At 49.9% G+C, this 25,579-nt stretch carries 21 protein-coding genes and 1 tRNA gene; 6 read left to right on the top strand and 16 right to left on the bottom strand.

From position 1 onward, the window contains the following. The first annotated feature begins 119 nt into the window (after positions 1–119). The 3 genes from thrC (at position 120) to N7E73_RS17325 (ending at position 4,063) form a co-directional block, all read left to right on the top strand. The gene (gene thrC, locus N7E73_RS17335) at positions 120–1,571 is read left to right on the top strand and encodes a threonine synthase (RefSeq protein ID WP_432736180.1); all 1,452 of its coding nucleotides are present in this window, start codon (positions 120–122) and stop codon (positions 1,569–1,571) included. After that, entirely contained in the window at positions 1,572–2,315 is a 744-nt protein-coding gene (locus tag N7E73_RS17330) for a TlyA family RNA methyltransferase (protein ID WP_432736179.1), read from the top strand. A 461-nt stretch (positions 2,316–2,776) separates the two neighbouring features. Continuing rightward, positions 2,777–4,063, top strand: coding sequence for an OmpP1/FadL family transporter (locus N7E73_RS17325; protein WP_432736178.1), 1,287 nt, complete (start codon positions 2,777–2,779; stop codon positions 4,061–4,063). 181 nt (positions 4,064–4,244) lie between these two features. On the opposite strand, the gene N7E73_RS17320 is transcribed toward N7E73_RS17325, so the two are convergent. Further along, complete coding sequence (locus N7E73_RS17320; RefSeq protein ID WP_432736177.1) at positions 4,245–5,789, bottom strand: DUF4139 domain-containing protein; 1,545 nt, start codon at positions 5,787–5,789, stop codon at positions 4,245–4,247. Positions 5,790–5,994: 205 nt separating this feature from the next. On the opposite strand from N7E73_RS17320, the gene galE reads away from it, so the two are divergent. Then, positions 5,995–6,987: a UDP-glucose 4-epimerase GalE gene (galE, locus tag N7E73_RS17315; RefSeq protein WP_432736176.1), complete on the top strand. Its 993-nt coding sequence runs from the start codon at positions 5,995–5,997 to the stop codon at positions 6,985–6,987. Positions 6,988–7,221: 234 nt separating this feature from the next. Here the strand turns inward: galE and priA are convergent, their stop codons facing one another. Genes priA through ftsH form a run of 8 tightly spaced genes read right to left on the bottom strand, consistent with a single transcriptional unit; the run spans position 7,222 to position 17,196 of the window. Next, a complete protein-coding gene (gene priA / locus N7E73_RS17310; RefSeq protein WP_432736175.1) occupies positions 7,222–9,564 on the bottom strand; it encodes a replication restart helicase PriA in 2,343 nt (780 codons plus the stop codon). Then, complete coding sequence (locus N7E73_RS17305) at positions 9,564–10,334, bottom strand: hypothetical protein (RefSeq protein WP_432736174.1); 771 nt, start codon at positions 10,332–10,334, stop codon at positions 9,564–9,566. The genes priA and N7E73_RS17305 overlap by 1 nt, the downstream gene beginning before the upstream one ends. Continuing rightward, positions 10,325–11,194 (bottom strand): UTP--glucose-1-phosphate uridylyltransferase GalU, encoded by an 870-nt coding sequence (gene galU / locus N7E73_RS17300; protein WP_432736173.1) that lies wholly within the window; start codon positions 11,192–11,194, stop codon positions 10,325–10,327. The genes N7E73_RS17305 and galU overlap by 10 nt, the downstream gene beginning before the upstream one ends. 54 nt (positions 11,195–11,248) lie before the next feature. Beyond that, complete coding sequence (gene glmM, locus N7E73_RS17295) at positions 11,249–12,598, bottom strand: phosphoglucosamine mutase (RefSeq protein WP_432736172.1); 1,350 nt, start codon at positions 12,596–12,598, stop codon at positions 11,249–11,251. 33 nt (positions 12,599–12,631) lie between these two features. Then, positions 12,632–13,552: a CdaR family protein gene (locus tag N7E73_RS17290; protein WP_432736171.1), complete on the bottom strand. Its 921-nt coding sequence runs from the start codon at positions 13,550–13,552 to the stop codon at positions 12,632–12,634. A gap of 8 nt (positions 13,553–13,560) precedes the next feature. Continuing rightward, positions 13,561–14,307 (bottom strand): diadenylate cyclase CdaA, encoded by a 747-nt coding sequence (gene cdaA, locus N7E73_RS17285; protein ID WP_432736170.1) that lies wholly within the window; start codon positions 14,305–14,307, stop codon positions 13,561–13,563. Further along, positions 14,307–15,149: a dihydropteroate synthase gene (gene folP / locus N7E73_RS17280; RefSeq protein WP_432736169.1), complete on the bottom strand. Its 843-nt coding sequence runs from the start codon at positions 15,147–15,149 to the stop codon at positions 14,307–14,309. The genes cdaA and folP overlap by 1 nt, the downstream gene beginning before the upstream one ends. A gap of 7 nt (positions 15,150–15,156) precedes the next feature. Further along, positions 15,157–17,196 (bottom strand): ATP-dependent zinc metalloprotease FtsH, encoded by a 2,040-nt coding sequence (gene ftsH, locus N7E73_RS17275; RefSeq protein WP_432736168.1) that lies wholly within the window; start codon positions 17,194–17,196, stop codon positions 15,157–15,159. A 193-nt stretch (positions 17,197–17,389) separates the two neighbouring features. On the opposite strand from ftsH, the gene N7E73_RS17270 reads away from it, so the two are divergent. Then, positions 17,390–17,483 (top strand) — tRNA-Sec (locus N7E73_RS17270). Positions 17,484–17,544: 61 nt separating this feature from the next. On the opposite strand, the gene N7E73_RS17265 is transcribed toward N7E73_RS17270, so the two are convergent. Next, positions 17,545–18,012, bottom strand: a complete 468-nt coding sequence (locus N7E73_RS17265) for a hypothetical protein (RefSeq protein WP_432736167.1) — start codon at positions 18,010–18,012, stop codon at positions 17,545–17,547. A 106-nt stretch (positions 18,013–18,118) separates the two neighbouring features. On the opposite strand from N7E73_RS17265, the gene N7E73_RS17260 reads away from it, so the two are divergent. Beyond that, entirely contained in the window at positions 18,119–18,577 is a 459-nt protein-coding gene (locus tag N7E73_RS17260) for a bacteriohemerythrin (RefSeq protein ID WP_432736166.1), read from the top strand. A 59-nt stretch (positions 18,578–18,636) separates the two neighbouring features. On the opposite strand, the gene N7E73_RS17255 is transcribed toward N7E73_RS17260, so the two are convergent. From N7E73_RS17255 to N7E73_RS17230, 6 genes are all read right to left on the bottom strand, one after another. Next, positions 18,637–19,968, bottom strand: coding sequence for an HD-GYP domain-containing protein (locus tag N7E73_RS17255; protein ID WP_432736165.1), 1,332 nt, complete (start codon positions 19,966–19,968; stop codon positions 18,637–18,639). A 131-nt stretch (positions 19,969–20,099) separates the two neighbouring features. Next, positions 20,100–21,488 (bottom strand): argininosuccinate lyase, encoded by a 1,389-nt coding sequence (gene argH / locus N7E73_RS17250; RefSeq protein ID WP_432736164.1) that lies wholly within the window; start codon positions 21,486–21,488, stop codon positions 20,100–20,102. Between the two features lie 166 nt (positions 21,489–21,654). Continuing rightward, positions 21,655–22,884, bottom strand: coding sequence for an argininosuccinate synthase (locus tag N7E73_RS17245; RefSeq protein ID WP_432736163.1), 1,230 nt, complete (start codon positions 22,882–22,884; stop codon positions 21,655–21,657). Between the two features lie 27 nt (positions 22,885–22,911). Then, entirely contained in the window at positions 22,912–23,889 is a 978-nt protein-coding gene (argF, locus tag N7E73_RS17240) for an ornithine carbamoyltransferase (RefSeq protein ID WP_432736162.1), read from the bottom strand. Positions 23,890–24,095: 206 nt separating this feature from the next. After that, entirely contained in the window at positions 24,096–24,554 is a 459-nt protein-coding gene (gene ybeY / locus N7E73_RS17235) for an rRNA maturation RNase YbeY (RefSeq protein WP_432736161.1), read from the bottom strand. A 2-nt stretch (positions 24,555–24,556) separates the two neighbouring features. Beyond that, complete coding sequence (locus tag N7E73_RS17230; protein ID WP_432736160.1) at positions 24,557–25,534, bottom strand: PhoH family protein; 978 nt, start codon at positions 25,532–25,534, stop codon at positions 24,557–24,559. Between the last annotated feature and the right edge of the window lie 45 nt (positions 25,535–25,579).

Below are 25,579 nucleotides of genomic sequence, written 5' to 3'. Positions count from 1 at the left end.
TCCAGCGGCGAAGCCCTGTTAAAAGTTTTTGAAGGGGAGTCCAGAGGGGAAACTTTTCCAAAAAGTTTCCCCTCTGGCCGCCGGAGGCATACAAACCAAACTTTTCTGCGGAGGAAGCAATGAGTCTTGCTAACAAGTTCCCTGAATATCGTGGCAAAATGGAATATCACTGCCTGGGCTGCGGTGCCAGATACGACATCAACGAGCTGCACTACACCTGCCCCGAATGCGGTTCCGTTTTCATTCTGGAAGACCTGACCTTCGACGAACTCAAGAAGACCAGCGGCAAAAAGTGGCGCGAAATATTCGATGCCCGAGCTGCCACCAAAAATGACAGTCTACGCGGAATTTTCCGGTTCTATGAACTGTTCGCCCCGGTCATGGAAGAAAACGAAATTCTTTACCTCGGTGAAGGAAACACACCCATCGTTGCTTCCAGCAAAACCATCAACGATGTCACCGGAGTAAAGACCGCCTATAAAAACGACGGCCAGAACCCCAGCGCATCTTTCAAAGACAGAGGCATGGCCTGCGCATTCAGCTACATCAATGCCCTGCTCAACAAGAACGACTGGGATGAAATCCTGACCGTATGTGCTTCCACCGGTGACACTTCCGCCGCTGCCGCCCTTTACGCATCCTACATGGACGGTCCTGTTAAATCCGTAGTTATCCTGCCTCAGGGCAAGGTTACCCCGCAGCAGCTCGCCCAGCCTCTTGGAAGCGGAGCAAAGGTACTTGAAGTCCCCGGCGTATTCGATGACTGCATGAAAGTAGTAGAGCACCTCGCAGACAACTACCGCGTTGCCCTGCTCAACTCCAAGAACGCATGGAGAATCCTCGGACAGGAATCCTATGCCTTTGAAGTTGCCCAGTGGTACGACTGGAATCTCAAAGACAAGTGCATCTTCGTGCCCATCGGTAACGCTGGTAACATCACTGCTATCATGGCCGGTTTCCTCAAGCTCTACGAGCTGGAAATCATCGATGAACTGCCCAGAGTATTCGGAGTCCAGTCCGCACATGCAGACCCGGTCTACCGTTACTACTCCGTAGAGGATCCCAACGAACGCGAATACAAGCCGGTCAAGGTACAGCCTTCCGTTGCACAAGCTGCAATGATTGGTAACCCTGTCTCCTTCCCGCGCGTTAAACACTTTGCTGAAAAGTTCGAAGCCATCGGCGGCCAAAAGGCATTTCAGGTAGTTCAGGTCTCCGAACAGATGATCATGGACTCCATGCTTCTTGCCAACGCCCACGGCCACATCGCCTGTACCCAGGGCGGAGAGTGCTTTGCCGGACTCATCAGGGCAAAAGAACTCGGCCTGATCAGCGAAAACGAATGCGCTGTACTCGACTCAACCGCCCATCAGCTCAAATTCGTCGGCTTCCAGGACATGTACTACCAGAACCAGTTCCCTGCCGAATACGAAGTAATCCCTGATCCTTCACGAGCCAATAAGCCTGAACTCGTGATCGAAGGCAGCGAAAAGGAAAAGCTTTCCGAAGCGGAATACATCTCCAAAGCAGCCGATAATGTTGTTTCCATGCTCGGGCTGGAGAAAAAATAAGTGGCGAAGAAGGAGCGCGCCGACCAGATGCTGTTTGCTCAGGATCTTGCAGAGAGCCGTGAGCAGGCCAAGCGCATCATAATGGCCGGACAGGCCCATTACCTTAAGGACGGGCAGAAAATTCCGATAACCAAACCCGGGATGCAGCTTGATCCTGACCTTGAAATAGTAGTCAAAGGACGGGATCGCTTTGTCAGCCGCGGCGGTTACAAACTGCTTACGGCTATCGAAGAACTGGGTCTTGATCCGAAAGGTAAGGTCGCGCTAGATGCAGGAGCGTCCACTGGAGGATTCACCGACTGCATGCTTCAATTCGGAGCCATCCGCGTCTATGCTGCTGATGTTGGCTATGGACAACTTCATTGGAAACTGCAGCAGGATGAGCGGGTCACCAATCTGGAAAGGGTCAACCTGCGCCACGCGGAAGAAGACCTGATACCCGAAAAGGTGGATCTGGTTGTCTGCGATGTGTCCTTCATCTCCCTGACCAAGATTCTTCCTGCCCTTGTTCGTTTCATGAAGGACTCCGGAGAAATTGTCTGCCTTATCAAGCCACAATTTGAAGTCGGCCCGGGCCAGACTGATAAAGGCATCGTCCGAGACGAATCCCTCAGACAGCAGACTGTTAACATGATTGTAAGCTTTGCTTCTTCAGAACTTGGCCTGCAACTTAAAGGTCTGGTTCCGTCCAGCATAAAAGGTCCGAAGGGAAATCAGGAATATCTGGCCTATTTTATGCGTTAAAACAATACCTTTCACATTAATAACAATTAAGCAGCTGTATTTCACGGCTGCTTTTTTGTTTTTAGCGCATTAATCAAAACATCATTAAGCAAAATATCAATATACAGGAAATTTTCTAAAGTAGAACAATGTTGTGTGTATATTATTGCAAACAAAATACATATTTTATCACACATAATTGCACACGAAACACGCATAAACAAAGCAAAACGAGCTACATGAACATATGTTGAAGCATTATTTTTTAAGATAGTATATTTACACATTATACATACACACGCGCATGATTAGTTAATGTCTCTGAATATACGAAGATTATTTTAACAAGCATTTACATTTGCGTTAAATGTACTTTACATAGTTTAACATTCAAGATAGTCAGTAAACACTATTTCAGTGAGGGGAGACCTGCAATTTAACATACGGGTCGCACGCATTTCAGTATTTATGAAGGAGTGTTTATGAAGGCTAGTTTTAGAGTGTGGTTGTGCATGCTCATGATACTGGGGGGACTCGCAATTGTCCCGGGAATTGGCAGCAAAGCAGAAGCTGCCGGATTCGCTCTCTACGAATGGAGCGCAAGAGGTGATGCAATGGGTGGCGCAATGATCGCCAAAGCAGATGACCCTTCTGCTATTGCATGGAACCCCGCAGGCATTACACAGCTTAAAGGTACACATACTCTTGTCGGTGCATCTGCTATTGCTCCCAAGAACACACTGACAACCTCTTATGGCGGTGTTGACACGGATACTTCCGTTAAAGAAGAAATTTTCGTAGTTCCCCACGCATATATTACCCACCAGATTAATGATAACTTATGGTTGGGCGTAGGAGCATTTACCAGATACGGACTTGGAACAAGCTACAGCGAAAACTGGCAGGGCAGGTATTCTTCCTACGATACCACGATTGAAAGTTATTCCATCAACCCCAACCTGGCATACAAATTCAACGAATATGTATCTGTGGCTGCGGGTCTCGAATTCATGTACGTCAAGGCTGACCTGAGAAAGAAAATTGATGCCAGCCGCGTATATGACCCCAATACCACAGCAGCTGACGTTGACCAGACCATCAGAGTTGATGGCTTTACACCAGGATGTAACGTCGGTCTTCGCATTACCCCTACAGATAAATGGGCCATTGGTTTCTCCTGGCGCAGCAAGATGAGTCACAAGGCCGATGGTAAGGCTGTTTATGACCGTCCTGCAGGTGTGACAACAGCTTTCTACAATGACACCGACGTCACCATGGGCATGAAAACTCCGCACATGTTCTTCTTCGGTACTTCTTACGACATTCTGGATAACCTGAGCATTGAAGCCGACGCAATCTGGTCTCAGTGGAGTGATTACAGCGAACTCACCTATGAATTCGAAAACACCAATGCAGTTGGAGCCAACTCCGTAACTGTCCAGAAAAAGTGGGAAGATGTCTGGAGATTCCAGGTTGGTCTTGAATACAAGCCCATCGAAAGCCTTGCGCTGCGCACCGGTTACGTATACGACCAGAGCCCTATCCGCAAAGGTTATGAAGACTACATGCTGCCCACCAATGACCGTCAAATCGTTTCCGGCGGTTTAGGCTGGAACTATGAGAACTTCACTGTTGATGCTTCCTACATGTACCTCTGGATGAAAGAGCGTAACATTGAAGCAAGAGCAGCCAGCACCGGTATCCTTGATACCACCACCAAAGATTCCGTTACCCACATCGTAGGCCTGACTCTGGGTTATACTTTCTAATTAACAGAGACAGAATCCTTTTAAAGGCTGCAACTCCACTCTGTTGCGGCCTTTTATTTTTATTGTGTCCCGTCCTGAAGTAGATTTACACCCAAAGGACCTATATCAGGACGGGACAGAAGCATAAAAAAGGCCCTGCTTCATCGAAAGCAGGGCCTTTAACTTTATCGGCTTTACGTGGTTACCGTCCAATTCCCAGATCAAGCCTCATGTCGTCAGGAGCTTTCATACCCACACCATACTCTACAGAGGCCTCACCGCCAGCAGGAACTTCAATCTGCCATTCAAAGTTGTCATCCTTGATTTCAGCCTGCGGCTTTGCAGCTATTTCAAGCTTGATACGCTTATCCCCTGAAATAGGAGCTGCTTCCTGAACAAGTACTTCCACCGGCTTGCTGCGACTGTTCTTGAGCTCGATCAGGTACTTCCAGTTGAAAGTTTGCTTGGAACCAAACAAACCCTTTTCACCGGACTGTTTTTCCAGGATCTTACGTTCCGCTTTAAGCATCGGATCTGAGCCGAAAAACATCTCTTTTTCTTTTCCGGAAAAGATAAATGACTGCTTCCCTATCATGGTTCCTTCCATGAAAACCAGTGCTGGTCCAGCCGGATAGTCGCGTGCGGTCCCTAAGACGGACTTTGCAGAAACGAAGATATCCGGTGTCAAAGAAGGACGCGCAAGAAAAGTAAAGTCAGCCTTCCAGCTCTCGGATTCAACAGCATATTTCCGAGTAACACCGGCCGGAATGGATTTGCGGCCCAGTTCCCACAGGGAATACGTCGCCTTGCTTACCCGGCGGGCAGCGCCGGTTGCGGAAACATTTCGCGGAGCAACGGCCGCTTCCATGTAAACTGACTCATCCATCATCATCTTTGCCATCGGCTCCGGATGGTATTCCGGTTCGGGTTCAATTACCCAACGCTCCAGCTCAGGAGGTGCGATGCGGGATTGTTTCTTCACCGTGGCCAGAGCGATGTCACAACCTTTGAAGTCCATACCACTGCCCTGATTTATTTCCGCCTCAAAGGTAAACTTTACTGCTTTGGCATCCGGGAAGGCATCAAGCTTGTATTTAGGGGTCCATCCGCAATTGCGAAGCATGTAGCCTATCCTGAATCCGGCTTTGTCAGCTCCACCAGCATCAACGGAAACCCTGACCTCCCATACAGCCTTATCCGAACCGCTTATTTCGCCAAGCTTACGTTCCAGTTCAGCCACAAGGTCAGCGGTTTCCTTGATTTTAACATCAAGACCGACGTTTTTTTCATACAACCGGGCAAGATTTCCGACCACCATTCCGGAAATTTTATCAAGGTCGGCAGTCTTGGTGTCCTGCGCCTTTCCCCTCTCCAGCCAGAAGGCGATGCCGCCCTCCACGGCCTGTTTCTCAGACATCAGCGTGGCAAGTTTCAGCTTCAGCTGATCAATCTTCTTACCCAGATCAAGCGCGGCAGGAGAACGGGATAAATCGCTCCTGCTCCACGAAACATCGTTAACAGCCACCCCGTCAGTAAGAGCGGCAATGGTGAATGTCTCGGGGACGGCCTGCCCTGAAAGGGTGAACACGACAAACTCACCATTCTCGTCTTTCTCAATCGAAACTGTTTCCTTTCCGGTAAAATCAGCGCCGTTAGGATAAAAAACAACCCGTTCCCCGGCAGCGAAAGCAGAACAGCACCAGCACCCGACAACAAGCAAGGTCAGCGTAAATATTTTTTTCAGCAAAGTAGTATCCTCTTTTTTGAAGGAATTAAAATTAACCCCCGGACTCTTCATCAATCACCTACTGTATCAGATCATCAACCATCACAACAACTGTTCATGGCATATGAAAATCATATCGGACAAATTGCAATCTCGACAAACCGATCAATTTGGGAAATAGTTGCTTTGCCTGAAATCAAATATAACAAACTTCGGGGGATAAGGAATGACACTGAACGGGAAGCTTTCCCTGCTGGTATGCGGCGGGGCCGGATATATAGGATCACACATGGCCAGAATGATTGCCGAGGCGGGACACGAAGTCACCATCTTCGACAACCTTTCCACCGGACACAAAGAGGCCCTGAAATGGGGCAGGTTCATCCAGGGCGACCTGCGTAACCCCGCAGACCTTGATGCCGCCTTCAAAGGGACACATTACGACGCTGTTTTTCATTTTTCAGCTCTCATCGTGGTCAGCGAATCCGTGGAAAAACCCTTTGACTACTATGAGAACAACGTTACCGGGACACTTAATCTGCTGCAGACCATGCACAAACACGGAGTTAAACGTTTCGTATTCTCTTCCACAGCAGCAGTCTACGGTGACCCTGTCATGGATATTATTACCGAAACACATCCGCTTTCGCCGCTCAACCCGTACGGAAGATCAAAACTTTTCGTGGAGGAAATCCTTGAGGATTACGCTACAGCCTACGGGATGGATTCAGTGCGGTTCCGCTACTTCAATGCAGCCGGAGCACACCCGGACGGAACCATCGGCGAGGCCCACAATCCAGAAACGCACCTTATACCCAACATTCTGCTGAGCAGCATCGACAAGGGTCGCAGGCTCAAAATATTCGGCAGTGATTACCCAACGCCAGACGGTACCTGCGTACGCGACTATGTACACATTCTCGACCTATGCAGCGCCCATCTTGCTGCGGTGGTGTACATGGCCCAAAATCCGGGCAGCCACTGTTTCAACCTCGGAAACGGGCAGGGGTTCAGCATTCTTGAGGTGCTCAAAGCTGCAGGAGATGTCATCGGGCACAGAATTGAATTCGACTTCGAGCCCGCCAGAGCAGGAGATTCTCCCAGACTCGTTGCTGACAGCTCCAAGGCTCTCGCCGAACTAAAATGGAAACCCCGCTACACAGATCTGCGTGAGATAATCGAAACAGCCTACCGCTGGCATAAAAATCCGGTATATTAGCACTTAAATTTTATGGGGATGCCTCCGGCAGATCTCTGGACTCCCCTTTCCCCAAAAAACTTTTAACAAGGCTTCGCCTACTGCACCGTAATGCCTGCCTACGAAAAAAGATCACAGTGTAAAAAAAACACTGCGATCTTTTTTCATTAAGAAAACGACAACTGCAAAAGGTGTCGACGAACTTAAATCAGCCCTACAGATCCGCCGAAACCAGACATTGTTTAAATATCAAGACTAGAGCATATTCACAGGGTCCAGATCCATTGTGATCCTGATATTTTTCTTGTCCGGATTAAGCCGCAACATCTGAGCATAGAGTTCACGGGTTTTCATCCAATCATCTGATTTGAGCAGACAGTTGAATCTCTTGCGACCCCGCAGCTGCGCCAGAGGAGCAGGAACCGGTCCCATGGCCATTATTCCGGCCTCCTTGGCCGCTTCGCGCACAGCACTGAAGAATTGAGGACAAAGCGGTTCTCCCTCCCACTCCAGCGGATAGCTGATCCTGATCAGCGTCAACTTGGTAAATGGCGGATAACGAAACCGTTTACGTTTCTCTATTTCCCTAGCAAAAAAGGTCTTGTAATCAGCGGATGTAACTGCGGACCAGATAGGATTGTCCGGGTTACGGGTCTGAATGATAACCTCGCCGGGCTTTTCACCACGTCCGGCCCTGCCGGAAACCTGAACCAGCAACTGGAAGGTTCGCTCGGCAGAGCGGTAGTCCGGCAGGTTCAGTCCCAGGTCCCCCTCGGAAACAACTACGAGCGTAACACCGGGGAAATTGTGCCCTTTAGAGAGCATCTGAGTCCCGACCAGAACCTGTGCATCTCCGCGGGCAAAGCTCTTCAGAATCTCGTCAAGCCGCTCCTGCCGCCGCGTGGAATCGCGGTCCATACGCAGGATCTTCGTTCCCTGCGGCAGGGCCTTGGTCACCTGTTCCTCCAGCCGCTCCGTGCCGCCGCCCAGAGGCATAAGATTACTGCCGCCGCAGGTAGAGCATGGCAACGGAAAATGATAGGCATTCCCGCAATAATGGCAGATTACACGCTCTCTGGCCTTGTGATAGGTCATGCTGACATTGCAGAGCGGACATTTGAACGGCTCTTCACAATCGGTACAATAGATAAGAGGGGAAAAACCGCGACGGTTGAGCATTACAACGGCCTGCTCGCCCTTTTCCACAACTTCCTTAAGCCGCGCCTCGGTTTCCGGCGAAAAAGGCTGCTCCGGGTTCTTTATGGCCGAAGTATCCACTATGCGCACTGCCGGCAGAACGGACTCACCGACCCGCTTCTCCATGGAAATTACTTCAAAGGCCCCCTGCTCGGCGGCATAAAAAGTCTTGATGTCTGGTGTAGCAGAACCGAGAACAAGCAGACTGCCGGTCATATGGGCAAGGAAGTATGCAACCTCCTTGGCCTGATACGGCATCCGTTCCTCCTGCTTGTAGGATTCATCATGCTCCTCGTCCACGATAATAAGACCGGGATTTCTGACGGGCAAAAACAGAGCCGAGCGTGTTCCTATTATCAATGCCGGGCTGGAATCCTCGGCAAGTGTGCGGAAAATAGCCTCCTTGCGCACAGGAGTCTGGTAGCCGTGGTAAAGATACTTGCGTGCATCCGGAAACAAGGGGCAGACACTGTTCCAAAGAGCATAGGCCAGTGCAATTTCAGGAACAAGAATTATCGCCGACCGCCCCTGCTCCATGCAACGGCGGGCAGCGGTCATGTACACAAGAGTTTTTCCGGACCCGGTAATGCCGTGCAGAAGCTTGACCGTGCTCTTTCCTGACTCAAGAGCTTCAAGTAACGTGGAAATGGCCTGTTCCTGCTGTTCCGTAGGGGAAAAATCCCATCCGGGGGAACCTACCGCACATTTTTCAGCTGGACTCCGCTCCTCTTCCGGCGGCGGGCCGATCTTGACCAGCGAATCCGAATGTAACTTGTTAATTACGCCGGTCGTCCAGTCTCCCATAATATTCTTGAGAAAACCTTTCTCGCGCGGCCCGTTTTCATAAAGATATTCAAGAATCTGCAACTGCCTTGCTGCATTCGGACGTACAGGCCACGGTGGATCGGCAGTCAGGCTGACATACTCTTCCTTTTCGATGGCAGACGGCAGTACAACACTCATGCGTCCATCATTATAAATGGCCACAAGCTCCATCCGTTTATCCTCGGGAAGGCGTGCTATGTCCATTCCCTTCAGGCGGCCCGGAAAAGCCCTGTCTGCAATGCGAAAAGAGACACGGGCACTGCGGAAACGGGCGGGAACGACATTTTCCAGAACTTTGCCAAGCGGCTGCATCTGGCGGGCACCGATATTGCGATAAAGTTTGAAATGGCTGGAATTTAGAAGCGGCTCTTTTTCAAGAGGCCAGATGATGGACTTTAGTTCAACGCCGTCCGGAGCGGAATCGACTGTTTCAATCAAAAAAGCCACCCGCACGGACCGTCCCAAGGGAACAAGCACCCGCTGCCCTTCCGTCAGATCAGGAAGGGCAGCGGGTGCTTCGTATGTGTATATCGAATAAGGCGGACTGGCGAGGCAGGCCTGCCAGAGAACTGTCATTATCTATCCTTCAGCTTAAGCTTAAGGCATTTTTCAAGCACGTCATAAACAGGTCCGGAAGGAATACTGCATCCGGTCTGTTTCTTAAGCCCGGCAGCTGAAAACAATGAAGGGGAAAACTTGTTACGGATTTCCTTCCATTCAATCCTGAATTCCATGACCTCTTCACCGACCTTAAAACTTCCACTATGCGGAAGCATGAATCCGGCAAACTTCGAATAGGATCCGAAAGTCACAGTCCGACCTGCACCGAGAACAATCTTCAATGGAGCAAAACTTTCATTATCAAAGCGGATCTGAGGAGAATTTTCGTCTCCGGATTCGGCACCAAAAACAAACACAGGGATGTCTTCGTGAAAGCCGTAACTCTTGGTTGAGTTGGTCATTCCAATAGATATCCAGTCACTTACCGGATCCTCCGGTGCCCAGATCTGCAGAACTGAAACGGGCATGTTGCCGTCTGCAGGACATTGAGTAACGGTCTTGAAGTATTGACCGATATTCCGGGCTGCAACAGTGGAGTTGGTGTCCGGGCTACTTCTGAATTCCTGCTGCCAATGGTCATGCCCACGGCGGATTGTCAGGCTGGTTCCCGGTTCTGAAGGAAATGTAAAGACCGCCTCATAGGAAGTCAGCGCACCGTATTTCTGGTACATTATGTCATTGATTTCCTCATCGGACGGAAAAAAAGCCCTTGCCGGGCTGCAGAAAAGCAGACTCGCGGCAAGGACTGAAAATACAATAAACTTATTAAATTTCTCTAAGAACAAGACAAAAGCTCCCGCAATCTGGATACAACATCCTCACGAAGTTCTTCGTCCTGAAGAGCAAAGTAGATGTTTGCGGTAAGGTAATCCACCCAGTCCCCGGCGTCAAACCTCTGGCCGCGCAGTTTTACTGCCAGAAGCTTGTTGTTCTCGGCAAGTCCCTGCAGTGCATCTGTAAGCTGAATTTCTCCACCCACACCGGGCTCGACCCTTTCAAGATGGTCAAAGATTTCCGGAAGAAGAACATAACGACCGACGATAGCCAGTCTGGAAGGAGCCTGCCCAATTGCAGGTTTCTCCACAAGAGAACGAACGCGGTACATACCAGGAGCGAATTCCTCGCCCTGAATGATTCCGTACCGGTTAACCTTGTTGGCAGGGACCTCGATGACACCCACCACAGCCATGTTTTCGGTGCGGGCAGCATCAATAAGCTGTTTGATGCCCGGCTCAAGGCCGAACATGAGGTCATCACCTACCATTACCGCGAACGGGTCGTTCTTGCAGACTTCTTTGGCGCAGAGAACTGCATGGCCGAGACCAAGCTGTTTTTTCTGTCGCACGGAGATGATATTTACCATCTCGGCGACCTTGCGGACTTCGGCAAGAGCCTCTGTTTTCCCTCCGCGCTCAAGCACGTCTTCGAGCGAAAGGTTGTAATCGAAATGGTCTTCAATGATCTTCTTATTCTGGTTGTTGATGAACACAACATCAGTAAGTCCGCTGGACATTGCCTCTTCAACCACGTGCTGAACTACCGGTTTCTTGAAGATGGGAAGCATCTCCTTGGGTATGTTCTTGGTTGCAGGCAGAGATCTGGTTCCCCATCCGGCAACCGGAATAATAACTTTCTTGATGACCATCGATTAAGACTCCTTGGGTAGATTCAGTGTACTGCAGAACGACTGAAAGAATTATTAGCGTAAATGCTCTTCCAGAACTTTCGCAAGACCGGAAGTGTAAAGTTCAACTTTGGCACTGTCTTCAGCTTCAACCATGACTCTGGCCACAGACTCGGTACCGGAATAACGCAGAAGCACACGGCCCTTGCCGGCGAGTTCATGCTCCACCTGTTTGAGTGCATCCTGAACCGCAGGAACGTCTTCAAAAGGAATCTTCCGTTTGACGTGAACATTCTGCAGTTTCTGGGGATAAAGCTCAAGCAGCCCCGAAAGCTCGGAAAGAGGTCTGTTTTTTGTACATATTATACGCAATAACTGCAACGCTGCAAGCAGTCCGTCACCGGTTGTGCTGTATTCCCTGAAAATAAGGTGACCGGACTGTTCTCCGCCAAGAATGGCTCCTTCGCGGCGCATGGCTTCAACCACATAACGGTCTCCTACAGGAGTTCTGAGCATCACACCGCCGCGTTCCTTCATGAAATTTTCAAGAGCCATGTTACTCATGACCGTGGCAACAAGCATATTCTTGGTCAGGCAACCACGCTCCATCAGGTCTGCTGCACAAAGAGCCATTATCTGGTCTCCGTCAAGAACCTGCCCCTTTTCGTCCACAACAATCAGGCGGTCGCCGTCACCGTCAAGTGCCAGGCCGATGTCCGCATTTTCTTCCACCACCCGCTGGCCCATGACTTCCGGATAAAGCGAGCCGCACTTGTCGTTGATATTCAGGCCGTCCGGCTTATTACCAATTTTTACTACCTCTGCACCAAGTTCTTCAAACATATGGCCGAGGCTGTAGGTGGCTCCGTTGGCGCAATCCAGCACCAGCTTCACTCCCTTAAGAGTCATATCCTGAGGGAAGCTGTACTTGAGGTATACGATGTAACGCCCGCGGGCATCCTCAATCTTGAAGGCACGGCCGACTTTCTCCGCCTGCGGATAATCCCAGTTGGTGTCCTTGGACAGCACCATGGCCGATATATCGTCTTCAACATCATCAGGCAGCTTGTAGCCCTTGGAATCGAAAAATTTGATCCCGTTGTCCATAAAGGGATTGTGAGATGCAGAAATGACTATACCGAGATCTGCGCGCATATTCCGGGTAAGAAAGGATACTGCCGGGGTGGGCATAGGGCCGACCTGAAAAACATCCATTCCCATGGCGCAGAGCCCGGAAGTAAGTGCAGACTCAAAAACATAGCCGGAAAGACGGGTGTCCTTGCCGATTATGACCTTGTGGCGCTGTTTGCCGTTCCTGAAATATGATCCGGCTGCAAGTCCCAGACGCAATGCAATTTCAGCAGTCATGGGAAAAATATTGACCTGTCCTCTAAGGCCATCAGTACCAAACAAACGCTTACTCATTATAAATCTCCAAAAGGAAAGACAATTCCTGCATTAATGCGATGGAACTGCCTGCCTGGATATGGTTACGGTTATCTGCTCCGGCTTTCTCTTGGTAATGCTGCATCCACTGGGCAGACTTACTTCATATGGAACAAGGTTATCGCCTTCGGGAATAGTTGCATTAAGATCTATGGAGGCGATTATATCGTTTCTGAAATCATTCTCACGGAAGAACGGCTTAGGAGCTTCCACAAGCAGCCTGACGTAATTCTGGCTGGCTGAGAAGTCAACATCTTCCGGTCCTAAAATATAAAGCGGAACCTTAACCCACATCTTGCCCTTACGCACGGTAAATTCAAGGTTGACCTTGACCATACCCGGAGTTGACTCCACTGCTTCCGGAAGATGCAGCGGGACTTCGCCCTGCCAGATCTCCGGAGTATTTGTATCGAGCATTACGGTCTGGGTACGTATCTGGCCAACCTTGTCAAGGATCGATGCCGGACCGCGCAGGACAACCTCTTCAGGGTCACTGGACGCCGTCTTGAGGGTGAAATCCTTATGCAGGTCCCCTTTCCATGTAGGGATTACCGCCACCTTCTTGTCCACGTACATATCCATGACCAGATTGATATGCGAAGGCTTGATCTCCACCACTTCGAGGGCGCTTCCGAGTCCCAGCCTTTCCGGGACAATATCAATGGGGTTATTGCCGACGACAAGTTTACTTGTATCAAGAGAATAGGCCAGCTTCTTTGTATCCAGATTGCGGATCAGCCCCTTCGGCCCCCTCAATCTTGCGGAGACCTTGGTAATCATACCGCTGCGGATGATCATGTTCTGCGGCGGATTGATGATTTCAAGCGGAAACTCGACCCATGTCTCAACAAGATCACGCCCGGTAACCAGATACCAGGTCAACAGAGACATCATAAGGGCCAGTGCGGCTATTTTCCAGCGTTGTGCAGACATATTGGATTCTAAGTAAATACGTTTTTAAGAACACGCTTCAGGCGGACAATATCCAGACTGGTAGTCAGTTTGCCGCCAATGGCGACAGAAATTGTCCCCCGCTCCTCGGAAACGACAATAGCCACAGCATCAGTCTCCTCGCTTATACCGAGAGCGGCGCGGTGCCGGGTCCCGATCGAAGACTGGCGGGTTGAAACCTGAGCAAGCGGCAAAATGCATGACGCTGCCACAATTTTATCGGAATTTACGACCACAGCCCCATCGTGAAGGGGGGTATCCGGCCAGAAGATATTTATGAGAAGCTGCTTGCTGACCCGGCCATTTATCTCGACACCCTTTTCGATAATGTCTCCGAGCGGGACATTTTTCTGGACAACCAGCAGTGCGCCGATTTTCTGCCGGGCCATGGAATCCATAGCTGAACAGATCTCATCAAGGACTTCCAGATTGTAATCCTTTTTACTCCACAACCGGCCTGCTCCCATCTGGGCCAGACCTTTACGGATGTCGCGCTGAAACAACACAATAATGACAAGAAAAATTGAACCAAGAAAGTTGGTGAGCAGCCAGTTCAGGGTGTAAAGGCCGAAAACATCGGACAGATAATATACCAGCAGCAGGAGCATAAGCCCCCAGATAACCGCTGCTGCGCGGGTTCCGCGGACCAGCAGAATCACATAGAAATAGACTACGGCTACCAGACCTATATCCAGCAGCTCTTTCCAGGAAATTTGAAAGCCCCACAGCTCGAACATTAATCCGCCCCGCCTATCTCCTGTACGATCTTCAATGTCTGACTCGTCAGCCCGACCTCATGCACCCTGTGAATGGGAACCCCACGCGCCGCCAGCACTGCCGTGGCCGCCTGAGTGGCATTCTGGCGCTTATCGGGTTCAAGTCCCAGCAACTTTCCCCAGAGGGACTTATTGGAAAGCCCCATGTATACTGGAAAACCCAGCTCCATAATCCGGTCAATATTCCGCAATATATCCAGATTATGCTCCAGAGTCTTGCCAAATCCTATACCCGGATCAACCACTATACGATTCTCCGGTAAGCCGGATTTCACCAGTTTTTCAAGACTTTTTTTAAAAAATGTCAAAATCTCTTCAAGGACATTATCATAATGCGGAGATAATTGCATCTTTTCCGGTGATCCCTGACTGTGCATAAGCACGTAGCCGGGTTTTAATTCCGCCACTACTTCCAGAAGTTCCGGATCCTGAGAGAATGCCGAGACATCGTTCACGATACTGGCCCCTGCTTCAATGGCCTTGCGGGCAACTACGCTCTTAACCGTGTCGACGGACACAACGTAATCTGAGGCAAGTTCTCGTATCACCGGGATAACGCGGGCCAGCTCGTCAGCCTCAGAAACAGGATCGGCAAATGGCCTTGTACTCTCACCGCCCACATCAAGGATATGGGCGCCCTGCTCAGCCAGCAGTCGACCATGTGCGATAGCATTTCGGGGATCGAAATTCCTGCCTCCATCATAAAAGGAATCAGGAGTTACGTTGACTATACCAGCAATAAGAAAAGGGGCAGGGCCTAACACCCTGCCCCCCTTTACGGTCCATGAATATTCTCGGGTCATACAAACCTTACTCGGAACCTTTTTTGTCTTCGGAAGCTTTCACTTCCTTTGATTCACCTTCGCTGGACTCAGCATCCGGTTTTTCAGCTTCATCCGCTGGATGTGCCTCAAAAGAGAACTCGCTTTTTTCGACATCCACGGTCTTGGCCTGCTCTTCTTCAACCGGAGTATATCCGGACTTTGAAGTGGATCCGTATGCCCGTGCGACAGAAGCGGACTTCTTGGAGGATACCGCCTCAAGCGGAGGCAGAACGCCGCCGACCATAAGGGTATCAAGATCTTTTCCATCAATGGTTTCACGCTCAAGAAGAGCTTCAGCTACAGCGTGCAGAGCCTTCTCATTATCGCCAAGCAACCTGTTTGCAGTTTCATATGCAGTGTCGATGATACGCCTTACTTCGGAATCAATAAGACGTGAGGTATCTTCACTGAAATCCTTATGCTGAACGAGCTCTCTGCCGAGGAAGACCTGATCCTGGCTTTCACCGAAGGTCATGGGTCCAAGCTTCTCACTCATACCCCACTGGCAGACCATGGAACGGGCCATTTTGGTAGCGCGTTCTATATCGTTGCTTGCTCCGGTAGTAACCTGATTAAGAATCAGTTCTTCCGCAACGCGACCACCGAGCAGCATTACCAGAGTATCCTCAAGGTAAGCTTTGTTATAGTTATGGCGGTCATCCACGGGAAGCTGCTGGGTAACGCCCAGAGCACGGCCGCGGGGGATGATGGTTACCTTATGAACCGGGTCGCAGTTATCAAGCAGCTTGGCGATGAGAGCGTGACCGGCCTCATGGTATGCGGTGGTCTTCTTCTCTTCATCGGTAAGGATCAGGCTGCGACGTTCGCGTCCCATAAGGACCTTGTCCTTGGCTTCCTCAAAGTCAGCCATCTTGACGTAGTCCTGATTATTCTTTGCAGCGTAGAGGGCTGCCTCGTTAACAAGGTTTTCGAGGTCGGCACCGGAGAACCCGGGGGTCCCGCGGGCAATGACATCGAGGTCAATCTCCCCGGCAAGAGGAGTCTTGCGGGTATGAACCTTAAGGATGTGAGCACGGCCCTGCACATCAGGAGTGGGCACAACGACCTGACGGTCGAAACGTCCGGGACGCAGCAGTGCGGGGTCGAGAACATCGGGCCTGTTGGTTGCGGCGATGAGAATTACTCCCTCGTTGGACTCAAATCCGTCCATTTCAACCAGCAACTGGTTAAGGGTCTGTTCACGTTCATCATGTCCACCGCCGAGGCCGGCTCCGCGCTGACGTCCTACCGCATCGATTTCATCGATGAAGATCAGACAGGGAGCATTTTTCTTACCCTGAGTAAACAGGTCACGCACACGAGCGGCACCTACACCGACAAACATTTCCACGAAGTCGGAACCGGAAATGGAAAAGAACGGAACTCCGGCTTCCCCGGCAACAGCACGTGCCAGCAGGGTTTTACCGGTGCCGGGGGGGCCCACGAGCAGCACGCCCTTGGGAATACGTCCGCCCAGACGGGTAAACTTGCGGGGTTCGCTGAGGAACTGAACAACTTCTTCAAGCTCATCCTTGGCTTCGTCAACTCCGGCAACATCCGCAAAAGTAACGCGGGCGGTCTCTTCGTTGATCATCCTGGCACGGGAACGACCGAAAGACATGGCACCGCCGCGTCCGCCGCCACCGCCCTGCATCTGGCGCATGAAGAATATCCATACCCCGACAAGCAGCAGCATGGGGAACCAGGAAATGAATAAAGTCATATACCACGGAGCCTCTTCTTCAGGCTCCGCAACAACTTCGATTTTCTTCTTGATCAGGTTCTGAACAAGGTTGGGATCATCAGGAGTGTAGGTCACAAAACGTTTGTCTCCGACCATGACTCCATTGATTTTCTGGCCCTGCATTTTGACCTGTATTACCTCTCCCTCGTCAACCTTCATGAGGAAATCGGTGTAGGAGAGTTTAAGCTGGGACACCTGCGGCTGGTTGAAAAGATTGAACAACACAATCATAACCAGCATGATTGTTACCCAGACCAAGAGATTCTTGGCAAAACTGTTCAAATTTAATCTCCTTGATATGTTTCCGGCTAATCAGCCAAGCCAAATATTCGCTAATTCCGGAATTTATTTACATCAGTATCAGTTTCAATCAGCTATTAATAAGGCTAATTCAGCAAAAGGCAAGCCATTTAGGGAAATATTATTAATGCTTGCCCTTCGCCCCCAAAATTGGTAGCTGATTTTTCTCAACATTGGAAGTGTATCGTCACCGGTGTGGCGCCTGGACTTCAAATCCAGTGGACGGGTTAACGCTCGTCGGTAGGTTCGACTCCTATACACTTCCGCCAACAAAGCTAATAAAAAAAGGGCCTCACATAATGTGGGGCCCTTTTCACGTTGACCAACATATCAACTGTCCAGATTTCTTTCGATCACCGTGTACTTGACTCCAAGATCTTTACAAAGATTTTCAATTCCAAGCAGAATCAGGTGTTCAGACTCTTTTCTGGTTCTGTTGTCATCAGTACCCTGTCCAATAATCTGACTTCTATCATCTGAGAGGGGCACAACTATAAAATCTCCCCTCCATGACCCATCACTGCCCTCAAGCGAAACCGTATAATTGGCATCATTAATTTTTGTAATTTTATAGGGAATACCTGTTTCGGAAACGCCCTTGCTCACACGTCTTTTAGCAGCCTCGAATACAATTTCTGCATTTCTAGGGACTTCCACTGTCACCGTGACATCTCCATTCGAACTGTACGCAGCAATAATGGCTACTACAGCGATTGGACAGCCTTGAAGCAAAAAAAGACTGCAAACTCCCAACACATACATGACCGCCATGATCCTGCGCCTTGCAATAGTAGCCATAAGTCCTCCGCTGTTAGAGTTTAAAAGCAAAAAACTTCAAAAGAATGGTCAGTTATGAAAAACAGCTTATTTGCTTTAATTAATAAGCTGAACTTGAAGAAATCACATGTTAATGTTCTATTACCAGTTAATAGAGTTTAATCAACTTACCAAACGGGACAGAACTATGACAGGCAATAATTTTCCCACTCAATCCCTGTATACAGGTGTTGGAATTATTGACAACCAGCACCAGACTTTTTTTGCTATTCTGCACAAAATCAGAAAATTATCACAGGAAAACGACTGTGGCTCATTTGGGGATATTCTTGAGGAGCTGCAGCTGTATTCGCGTTTCCATTTTGAAACAGAGGAAACAATCATGGAAACTGCCGGGGCAGAGAACCTGCAAGCCCACAAGATGGAACACAAAAAGTTCATTGAAAAAATTGAAGAATTAGTATTGCAGAATATACTCGAGGACCCCTGCTTTCCCGAAGAGCTGGCTTCTTTTGTTGAAAAATGGCTGGTTGACCATATCCTGAACACCGACAAATTAGATCTCGCAGATATTTCTGCTGAATAATATAACCTTTTTGAAATACCGACTCACACGAGCCGGATGAGAACGATTGCTTTCCGTGCTCAGTCAATTCGAAGGTCAATCTTAAAATATTTATCTGTAAAACCAGCCAGTATGGGCTTAAGCAACTCAGTCTTTTCCAGTCCGTCGATAGTTACAAAACCCTTCACTACTGTCAGAAAAGGATCAACCAGTTGCGGATCGAAATGAGTTCCACAGCCTGCCCTGATAATTTCGATACACTTGTCCAGCGGGAAGGGATCTTTGTAAGGACGCTTTGAATAAAGCGCATCAAAAACGTCTGCCAAGGAAAATATACGTGCCACAATCGGAATATCCTCACCAGAAACGCCCTGCGGATAGCCGGAACCGTCAAATCTTTCATGATGCCCATGCACTACAGGTGTAGCCTGGGCAAGCCATGCATGTTCTTTGACAACGTCTACACCATGGTCAACATGAGTGCGCATAACTTTCCATTCGTCATCGTCCAGTTTTCCTGGCTTAAGGAGAATAGCGTCAGGGATGGCTATCTTTCCTACATCATGCAGGAACGAACCTACTATCAGAGTTCTGATTGTTTCTTCCGAAAGCCCTATCTGCTCGGCAAGATTTACAGCAAGAATCGTGACCCGATAATTATGCGCATCAGTATCACAGTCCCTCTTGGCAATAGCTGCACCCATTGAAACAAGCATCCCGACATTTGCTTCAGTCAGATTTGCCGAGTAGCGCAAAAGATTACGAATAAGACGCAGAATGATAGGATAAAGAATTGCTCCGGTTCCAAGAACAACAAGAACCGCAAACCAGACAATATGAGTCACTCTTGCAAATATTCGTTCGCTTCTTGCCTGTGGAACGATATAAAGAGCTTCCAAAAAGCCTATATGCCCGGCTCCCTCAACTTCCAGTGAAGTAAAAACCTGAACATAAATCCGCTCTTCAACTTCAAAATTTCTGAATACCGTTTTCCCCTCATTCAGGAGCTCTTTTCTATGGCTTGCCGCCTGCCGGTCAATCACGTCTATGCCCGGAAGAAAAGCATCGGCAACCTCCTCTTTTTCGGGCGTATATATCTCCAGGAGAATAAAGTCGCCGGTAAAAAGGTCAGCCTTAAGCTGATCTTCAAGAATCTTCACATTGTCTTTGTTCGGATTCTGAATCAACGGCAGGCTTTTATCTATAGTCAAAGCGACCTGCTCCGCCGCAAGCTGCTCAACTTCTCTGGTTACTTCCCCCATTTCCAGCAGGTAAGCAGCAACACCTACGAGAACAGCAAGCAAGATGCTGGCTCCTGCCAACCTGTAAAACACACCCTTCTGGATCTGTCTGCTGTTCACAAACAAATCGTCGGAACTGAGCCTGAAAATTCGCGAGATAAATTTGAGCAAATAGGCCTCCGATAGTAATAAAGTCCTCACTCATACTTACATATACAGCGGAAACTAATCAATCCTGAGCAACAAAAAAACTCCACCCGTCGCCGGATGGAGTTTTTCAAAAACAGAAGAACTGAACAGACTTAATTCTTTTCAGCAAGCCACGCGTTAAGTTCTGCAATCTGGGATTTCACAGACTCAGGTCCTGTGCTGCCCGGAGAAACCCTGCGTTTTACTGCTGCTTCGTAAGACAGAACCACAAAAACATCCTCTTCTATTTTATCAGAGAAAGTCTTGAGTTCCTCAAGAGTCATATCTTCAAGCCCCCGCCCTTCGGTTTCCGCCTTAGCTACAGCTGATCCGGTGATATGATGGGCTTCACGGAACGGAATACCCTTGCCGACCAGATAATCAGCAAGCTCAGTAGCATTGAGGAACCCTTTCTTAAGGGCAGCCTTCATATTGGCCGGAATGAAGGTCATAGCCAGCATCATATCCGTCATAATGGAGACAGATGCATGCACAGTCTTGTCACAGTCGAAGAAGGGCTCCTTGTCTTCCTGCATATCGCGGTTGTAAGCCAGAGGCAGCCCTTTGCAGGTAGTCATCAGTGAAAAGAGATCACCGTAGACCCTGCCGGTCTTACCGCGCATGAGCTCACAGACGTCCGGGTTCTTCTTCTGAGGCATGATGGACGAACCTGTGGAAAATTCATCGGGAAGTTTGATAAAACCGAAACAGGGGTTGGCCCAGATGATCAGCTCTTCACAGATACGGCTCAAGTGAGTCATGATAAGGCTGCCGGTGAACATGGCTTCCATTACGAAATCACGGTCGGAAACAGCATCAAGACTGTTGCGGAAGGTGTCTTCCATGCCCAGATAATTTGCAGAAGAAGCGGGCTTGAGAGGATAGGTAGTTCCAGCAAGGGCGGCGGCTCCAAGCGGGCACACGTTGGCTCTCTTGAGACAGTCACAGACCCTGCTGTGGTCGCGTTTGAACATCCAGGCGTACGCCAGCATATGATGGGCAAGACTTACAGGCTGTGCAGGCTGCAGGTGGGTGTAACCGGGCAACAGGACTTCGGTATTGTCCTCTGCTGTGGAAACAAAAACAGCAACGAGCTTTTCCAGTGCGGTTTTCCATGCCTCAAGGGAACGGACAACATGAAGACGGAAATCTGTGGCAACCTGATCGTTACGGCTGCGTCCGGTGTGAAGCTTGCCACCAACAGCACCGACAATCTCGGTCAGCCGGCTTTCGATGTTCATATGGAGATCTTCCATCTCCTTCTTCCATTCGAACCTGCCGGACTCAATCTCATCGAGCACCTGGTCAAGGCCCTTCACCAGTGTTTCAGCCTCATCTGCGGTAAGTACGCCCTGCTCTGCGAGCATACGCGCATGCGCCTGAGAACCTGCAATGTCCTCACGGTAAAGGTTCCGGTCAAAACTGACGGACTCAGTGTAGTCTTCCACGGACGCAGCAGTCTTCTGGGCAAAACGTCCACCCCATAATTTATTGTCAGCCATAACATATACCTCGCTTGTGCCTCCGGCGGCGAACTCTGATTGTCTAAGGCGCAAAGCGCACCAGCTAATCAAATGAAAAAGCCTGTCGTCAGCGGTTGGGCCGGAAACAGGCGGGAATATTCAAAACCCGGACGGACCTCAGGTCCGTCCGGGCAACTTGGTTCAATTATTCTTCCACGTCGGATTCTTTAATCCACTCGGTACCGGAAGAAGTCTTTCCCTTGAGTCTGAGACCCACCAGCTTGATGAAGCCTTCGGCATCTTTCTGGTTGTATACTTCGTCTTCTTCAAAGGTTGCCAGATCTTCACGGTACAGGGAGTAAGGAGACTTGCGGCCTTCGGGAATAACATTACCCTTGTAAAGCTTGAGTCTTACGGTACCGGTAATGGTCTTCTGGGTTTCATCGATCATGGCCTGAAGCGCGATGCGCTCGGGAGCATACCAGAAGCCGTTGTAAATCATTTCGGAATATTTGGGAATCAGGCTGTCACGCAGATGCATTACTTCACGGTCCATACAAAGACCTTCTAAGTCACGATGAGCTGCGTAGATGATGGTTCCGCCGGGAGTTTCATAAACACCGCGGGACTTCATGCCTACGAACCTGTTCTCAACCATATCCACACGACCGATACCGTGCTTGCCGCCGATCTCGTTAAGCTTTTCGATGAGAGCTGCAGGAGAGTACTTCACACCGTTGATTGCAACAGGATCACCCTTTTCGAAATCAATGGTGATGATTTCCGGCTGGTCCGGAGCCTGCTCAAGCGGAGTGCAATAACGGTATGACTCGGGAGAAGGAGCATTCCAGGGATCTTCCAGCTCTGCACCTTCGAAACTTACGTGCAGCAGGTTGGCATCCATGGACCAGGGTTTCTTGCGGTTCATAGGGATGTCGATATCATTCTCTTCAGCAAACTTCATGAGATCGCTGCGGGACTTCAGATCCCATTCACGCCAGGGGGCAATGGTCTTCAGCCTGGGATTCATGCCCATTGCGCCAAGTTCGAAACGAACCTGGTCGTTACCTTTACCGGTAGCACCGTGGGCAACAGCCTGAGCGCCTTCGCTCTCAGCTATCTCAACCATTCTCTTGGCAATCAGCGGACGGGCGATGGAAGTTCCGAGCAGGTAGCGTCCTTCGTAAATGACACCGGCACGGAATGCGGGAAAAATGAAATCACGGGCGAATTCCTCACGCAGGTCTTCCACGTAAGCCTTGGTTGCACCGGTCTTGAGGGCTTTCTCCTCAATACCGTCCAATTCCTCCCCCTGACCGAGGTCGGCGGTAAGGGTGATGACTTCGCAGTCATACTCTTTCTTGATCCATTTCAAAATGATGGAGGTATCAAGACCACCGGAATATGCCAGTACTACTTTTTCAATCTTGCTCATTGTATTTATCCTTATAAAGATAAGATCTTATTCAACAGTATGCATGTGTGGCACGGCCTGAACCGGACCCATCACCTTTGCAGCGGCTTCGAGGTCAACTTCAATCCCATTGACTGCCCATTCGAGAATAGCTTTCTGCATGTGCAGACGGTTCTCAGCCTGATCGAAAATGATAGAGTTAGGACCGTCGAGTACCTCTGCAGTCACTTCCTCACCTCGGTGCGCGGGCAGGCAGTGCATGATCTTGCAGTCGGGATCGGCATATTTAAGCAGCTCGGCGTTGACCTGATAAGCCGCAAAAGCGATTTCACGCTTCTTCTGCTCCTCTTCCTGGCCCATGGAAGCAAAAACGTCGGTGTTGACGTAATGAGCTCCCTTGACTGCTTCAACCGGGTCATAGCTCAGATTGATCTTTGCACCCATGGAAAGCGCACGGGACAGGATGTCACGATCGGGCTCATATCCCTTGGGGAAAGCCATGGTCAGGTAGAAGGGGAAATATATGGCCGCGTTGATCCAGGAATGCGCCATGTTGTTGCCGTCACCTACCCAGGCCACATGCACTTTGCTGAGATCCGGGGTCCGCTCGTAGATGGTCAGCATGTCGCTGAGCACCTGACAGGGATGGTATCTGTCGGTAAGTGCGTTGATGACCGGAATGCTGGCATGCTCGGCAAGGGTGCGGACCTTGTCCTGTCCGAAAGTACGGACGACCAGAGCATCGGCGTAACGGGAGAGAACCCTTGCAGTATCTTCCAGCGGTTCGCTTCTGCCAAGCTGGGATTCAGCGGGAGTCATGAAAATAGAATGGCCGCCGAGCTGCTCAATAGCAACGTCGAAGGAAACTCTGGTACGGGTGGAAGCTTTTTCAAAAATCAGGATAACAGTCTTGCCTGCGAGGGCATTGTTTCTGATCTTATTATCTTTAAGCTCTTTCGCCCGGAGCAGGAGCTGGCCGAGTTCTGAACGTGGAACATCATTTATTTTCAGAAGATGTCTGATCATCGTAAAACTCCAGTAAAATTCTTTGGGTGAGCCATTAATGACCGCTGAAAAACGGCAATCGAGGATTATTGCTCATAAGGCCCGCCATTGTAAACCATAAAATAGTACGGTTACCATTTAAACCACGGGACAACTTAGGAATAATTCTGACGCAGCACATGGACGGTTCCATGAAAGAACCATGCTGCGGAATACGGGCTGGTTTCTTAACAGAACCAACCCGAAGTTCGCTGACGGAACTCGGGGGCAACGGACTCAACAGCCATGTCGGTAAGTGAATACATCTCATCCCCGTGGTCGTAACCGGCAAGATGCAGCATGGCATGAGCCAGCAGCCTTACGGTATGCTCTTCCGGCAACTGACCGTAGAGCCTTGTTTCACGGGCAAGTGTGTTCACGGACAAAACTATCTCTCCAAGAAAAGAGTTCACTTCCGGATCAGGGGATTCGGAGGAAGGAAAACTGAGCACGTTGGTAGGCCCCACGCACCCCAGAAACTCCTCGTTGATCACGGCAATGACAGCATCATCTACGATTTTAAGGTCAAAGTCAAAAGTACCAAGTCCCAGTACATCCAGCAGCATGCCGGACATGTGGACAAGCTCCCTTCTGGAAAGGGGAAATTCAGCGTCAGGGACGCATTCAATGCTCAGATTGACGGACATGCTCATTTACCCCTGCATTCGTAGGAATCGTAGGCCTTGACGATCCGGGCCACCAGAGGATGACGCACAACATCGGCCTCTTCAAATTTGATGAAGCTGATTCCGTACACGTTCTGAAGAATATTTGCGGCATCCACAAGACCGGACATTTCCTTACCCGGAAGATCCACCTGCGTGATGTCCCCGGTTATTACCGCCTTGGAACCGAACCCCAGACGGGTGATGAACATCTTCATTTGCTCGCGGGTGGTGTTCTGGGCTTCGTCGAGGATGACAAAGGCATTGGAAAGGGTCCGTCCGCGCATGAATGCAAGCGGTGCGATCTCAATGATATTCTCTTCGATCATATCCTGCACCTTGCCGAAATCCAGCATGTCGTAGAGAGAATCATAGAGCGGGCGCATGTACGGGTTGACCTTGTCCACAAGATCACCGGGCAGGAAACCGAGTTTCTCCCCTGCCTCCACAGCCGGACGGGTCAGGATGATCTTTTTGACTTCCTTGCGCTGCAAGGCATAAACGGCCATGGCCACAGCCAGATAGGTCTTGCCGGTACCGGCCGGACCGATGGCGAAAACCATGTCGCTTTCGCGGATGGCCGAAAAATAGGCCCTCTGGGTGAGGGTGCGCGGGGTAAGAGTCTTCTTTGGCGATACTGCAAAAAGTTCGTCGCGGAAGATCTTGATAAGGTCGGCCTTCGGATCGCGGCAGAGGATTCTGTACGCGGCTTCCACGTCCTGCGGGAAGACCTCTTTACCTGACTTAAGCAGGGAGTATAGCTGGGTGAACGATTTCGCTACGGGATCAATCAGCTCTTCGTTTTCAGCGATGAGCTGCAGGGCATTGCCACGGCTTTCAATCCTTACCCCGGACTGCCGCGAAATTAGTTCCAGATTGGAATTCTGGGGACCGAAAAGAACGCTTGCCAGCCCCACATTCCCAAACTCAAGTTTAACCCGTATGCTTTCTTTATCCGCCATCACCATGGTCCTGCTTATATTTTTGAGGAAGAGATACGGCAGGAA

The organism is Maridesulfovibrio sp. FT414, assembly GCF_050916235.1.
Classification (GTDB): Bacteria; Desulfobacterota; Desulfovibrionia; order Desulfovibrionales; family Desulfovibrionaceae; genus Maridesulfovibrio.
Note: the sequence above shows the minus strand (reverse complement) of the source record. Positions and strands in the feature narration are given on the sequence as shown.

What these genes read in the sequence shown, in the direction of transcription:
- thrC (WP_432736180.1), top strand. Translation starts at nt 120, where the DNA reads ATGAGTCTTGCTAACAAGTTCCCTGAATATCGTGGCAAAATGGAATAT.
- N7E73_RS17325 (WP_432736178.1), top strand. Translation starts at nt 2,777, where the DNA reads ATGAAGGCTAGTTTTAGAGTGTGGTTGTGCATGCTCATGATACTGGGG.
- galE (WP_432736176.1), top strand. Translation starts at nt 5,995, where the DNA reads ATGACACTGAACGGGAAGCTTTCCCTGCTGGTATGCGGCGGGGCCGGA.
- priA (WP_432736175.1), bottom strand. Translation starts at nt 9,564, where the DNA reads ATGACAGTTCTCTGGCAGGCCTGCCTCGCCAGTCCGCCTTATTCGATA.
- galU (WP_432736173.1), bottom strand. Translation starts at nt 11,194, where the DNA reads ATGGTCATCAAGAAAGTTATTATTCCGGTTGCCGGATGGGGAACCAGA.
- glmM (WP_432736172.1), bottom strand. Translation starts at nt 12,598, where the DNA reads ATGAGTAAGCGTTTGTTTGGTACTGATGGCCTTAGAGGACAGGTCAAT.
- N7E73_RS17290 (WP_432736171.1), bottom strand. Translation starts at nt 13,552, where the DNA reads ATGTCTGCACAACGCTGGAAAATAGCCGCACTGGCCCTTATGATGTCT.
- cdaA (WP_432736170.1), bottom strand. Translation starts at nt 14,307, where the DNA reads ATGTTCGAGCTGTGGGGCTTTCAAATTTCCTGGAAAGAGCTGCTGGAT.
- folP (WP_432736169.1), bottom strand. Translation starts at nt 15,149, where the DNA reads ATGACCCGAGAATATTCATGGACCGTAAAGGGGGGCAGGGTGTTAGGC.
- N7E73_RS17265 (WP_432736167.1), bottom strand. Translation starts at nt 18,012, where the DNA reads ATGGCTACTATTGCAAGGCGCAGGATCATGGCGGTCATGTATGTGTTG.
- N7E73_RS17260 (WP_432736166.1), top strand. Translation starts at nt 18,119, where the DNA reads ATGTTAATGTTCTATTACCAGTTAATAGAGTTTAATCAACTTACCAAA.
- argH (WP_432736164.1), bottom strand. Translation starts at nt 21,488, where the DNA reads ATGGCTGACAATAAATTATGGGGTGGACGTTTTGCCCAGAAGACTGCT.
- N7E73_RS17245 (WP_432736163.1), bottom strand. Translation starts at nt 22,884, where the DNA reads ATGAGCAAGATTGAAAAAGTAGTACTGGCATATTCCGGTGGTCTTGAT.
- argF (WP_432736162.1), bottom strand. Translation starts at nt 23,889, where the DNA reads ATGATCAGACATCTTCTGAAAATAAATGATGTTCCACGTTCAGAACTC.
- ybeY (WP_432736161.1), bottom strand. Translation starts at nt 24,554, where the DNA reads ATGTCCGTCAATCTGAGCATTGAATGCGTCCCTGACGCTGAATTTCCC.
- N7E73_RS17230 (WP_432736160.1), bottom strand. Translation starts at nt 25,534, where the DNA reads ATGGCGGATAAAGAAAGCATACGGGTTAAACTTGAGTTTGGGAATGTG.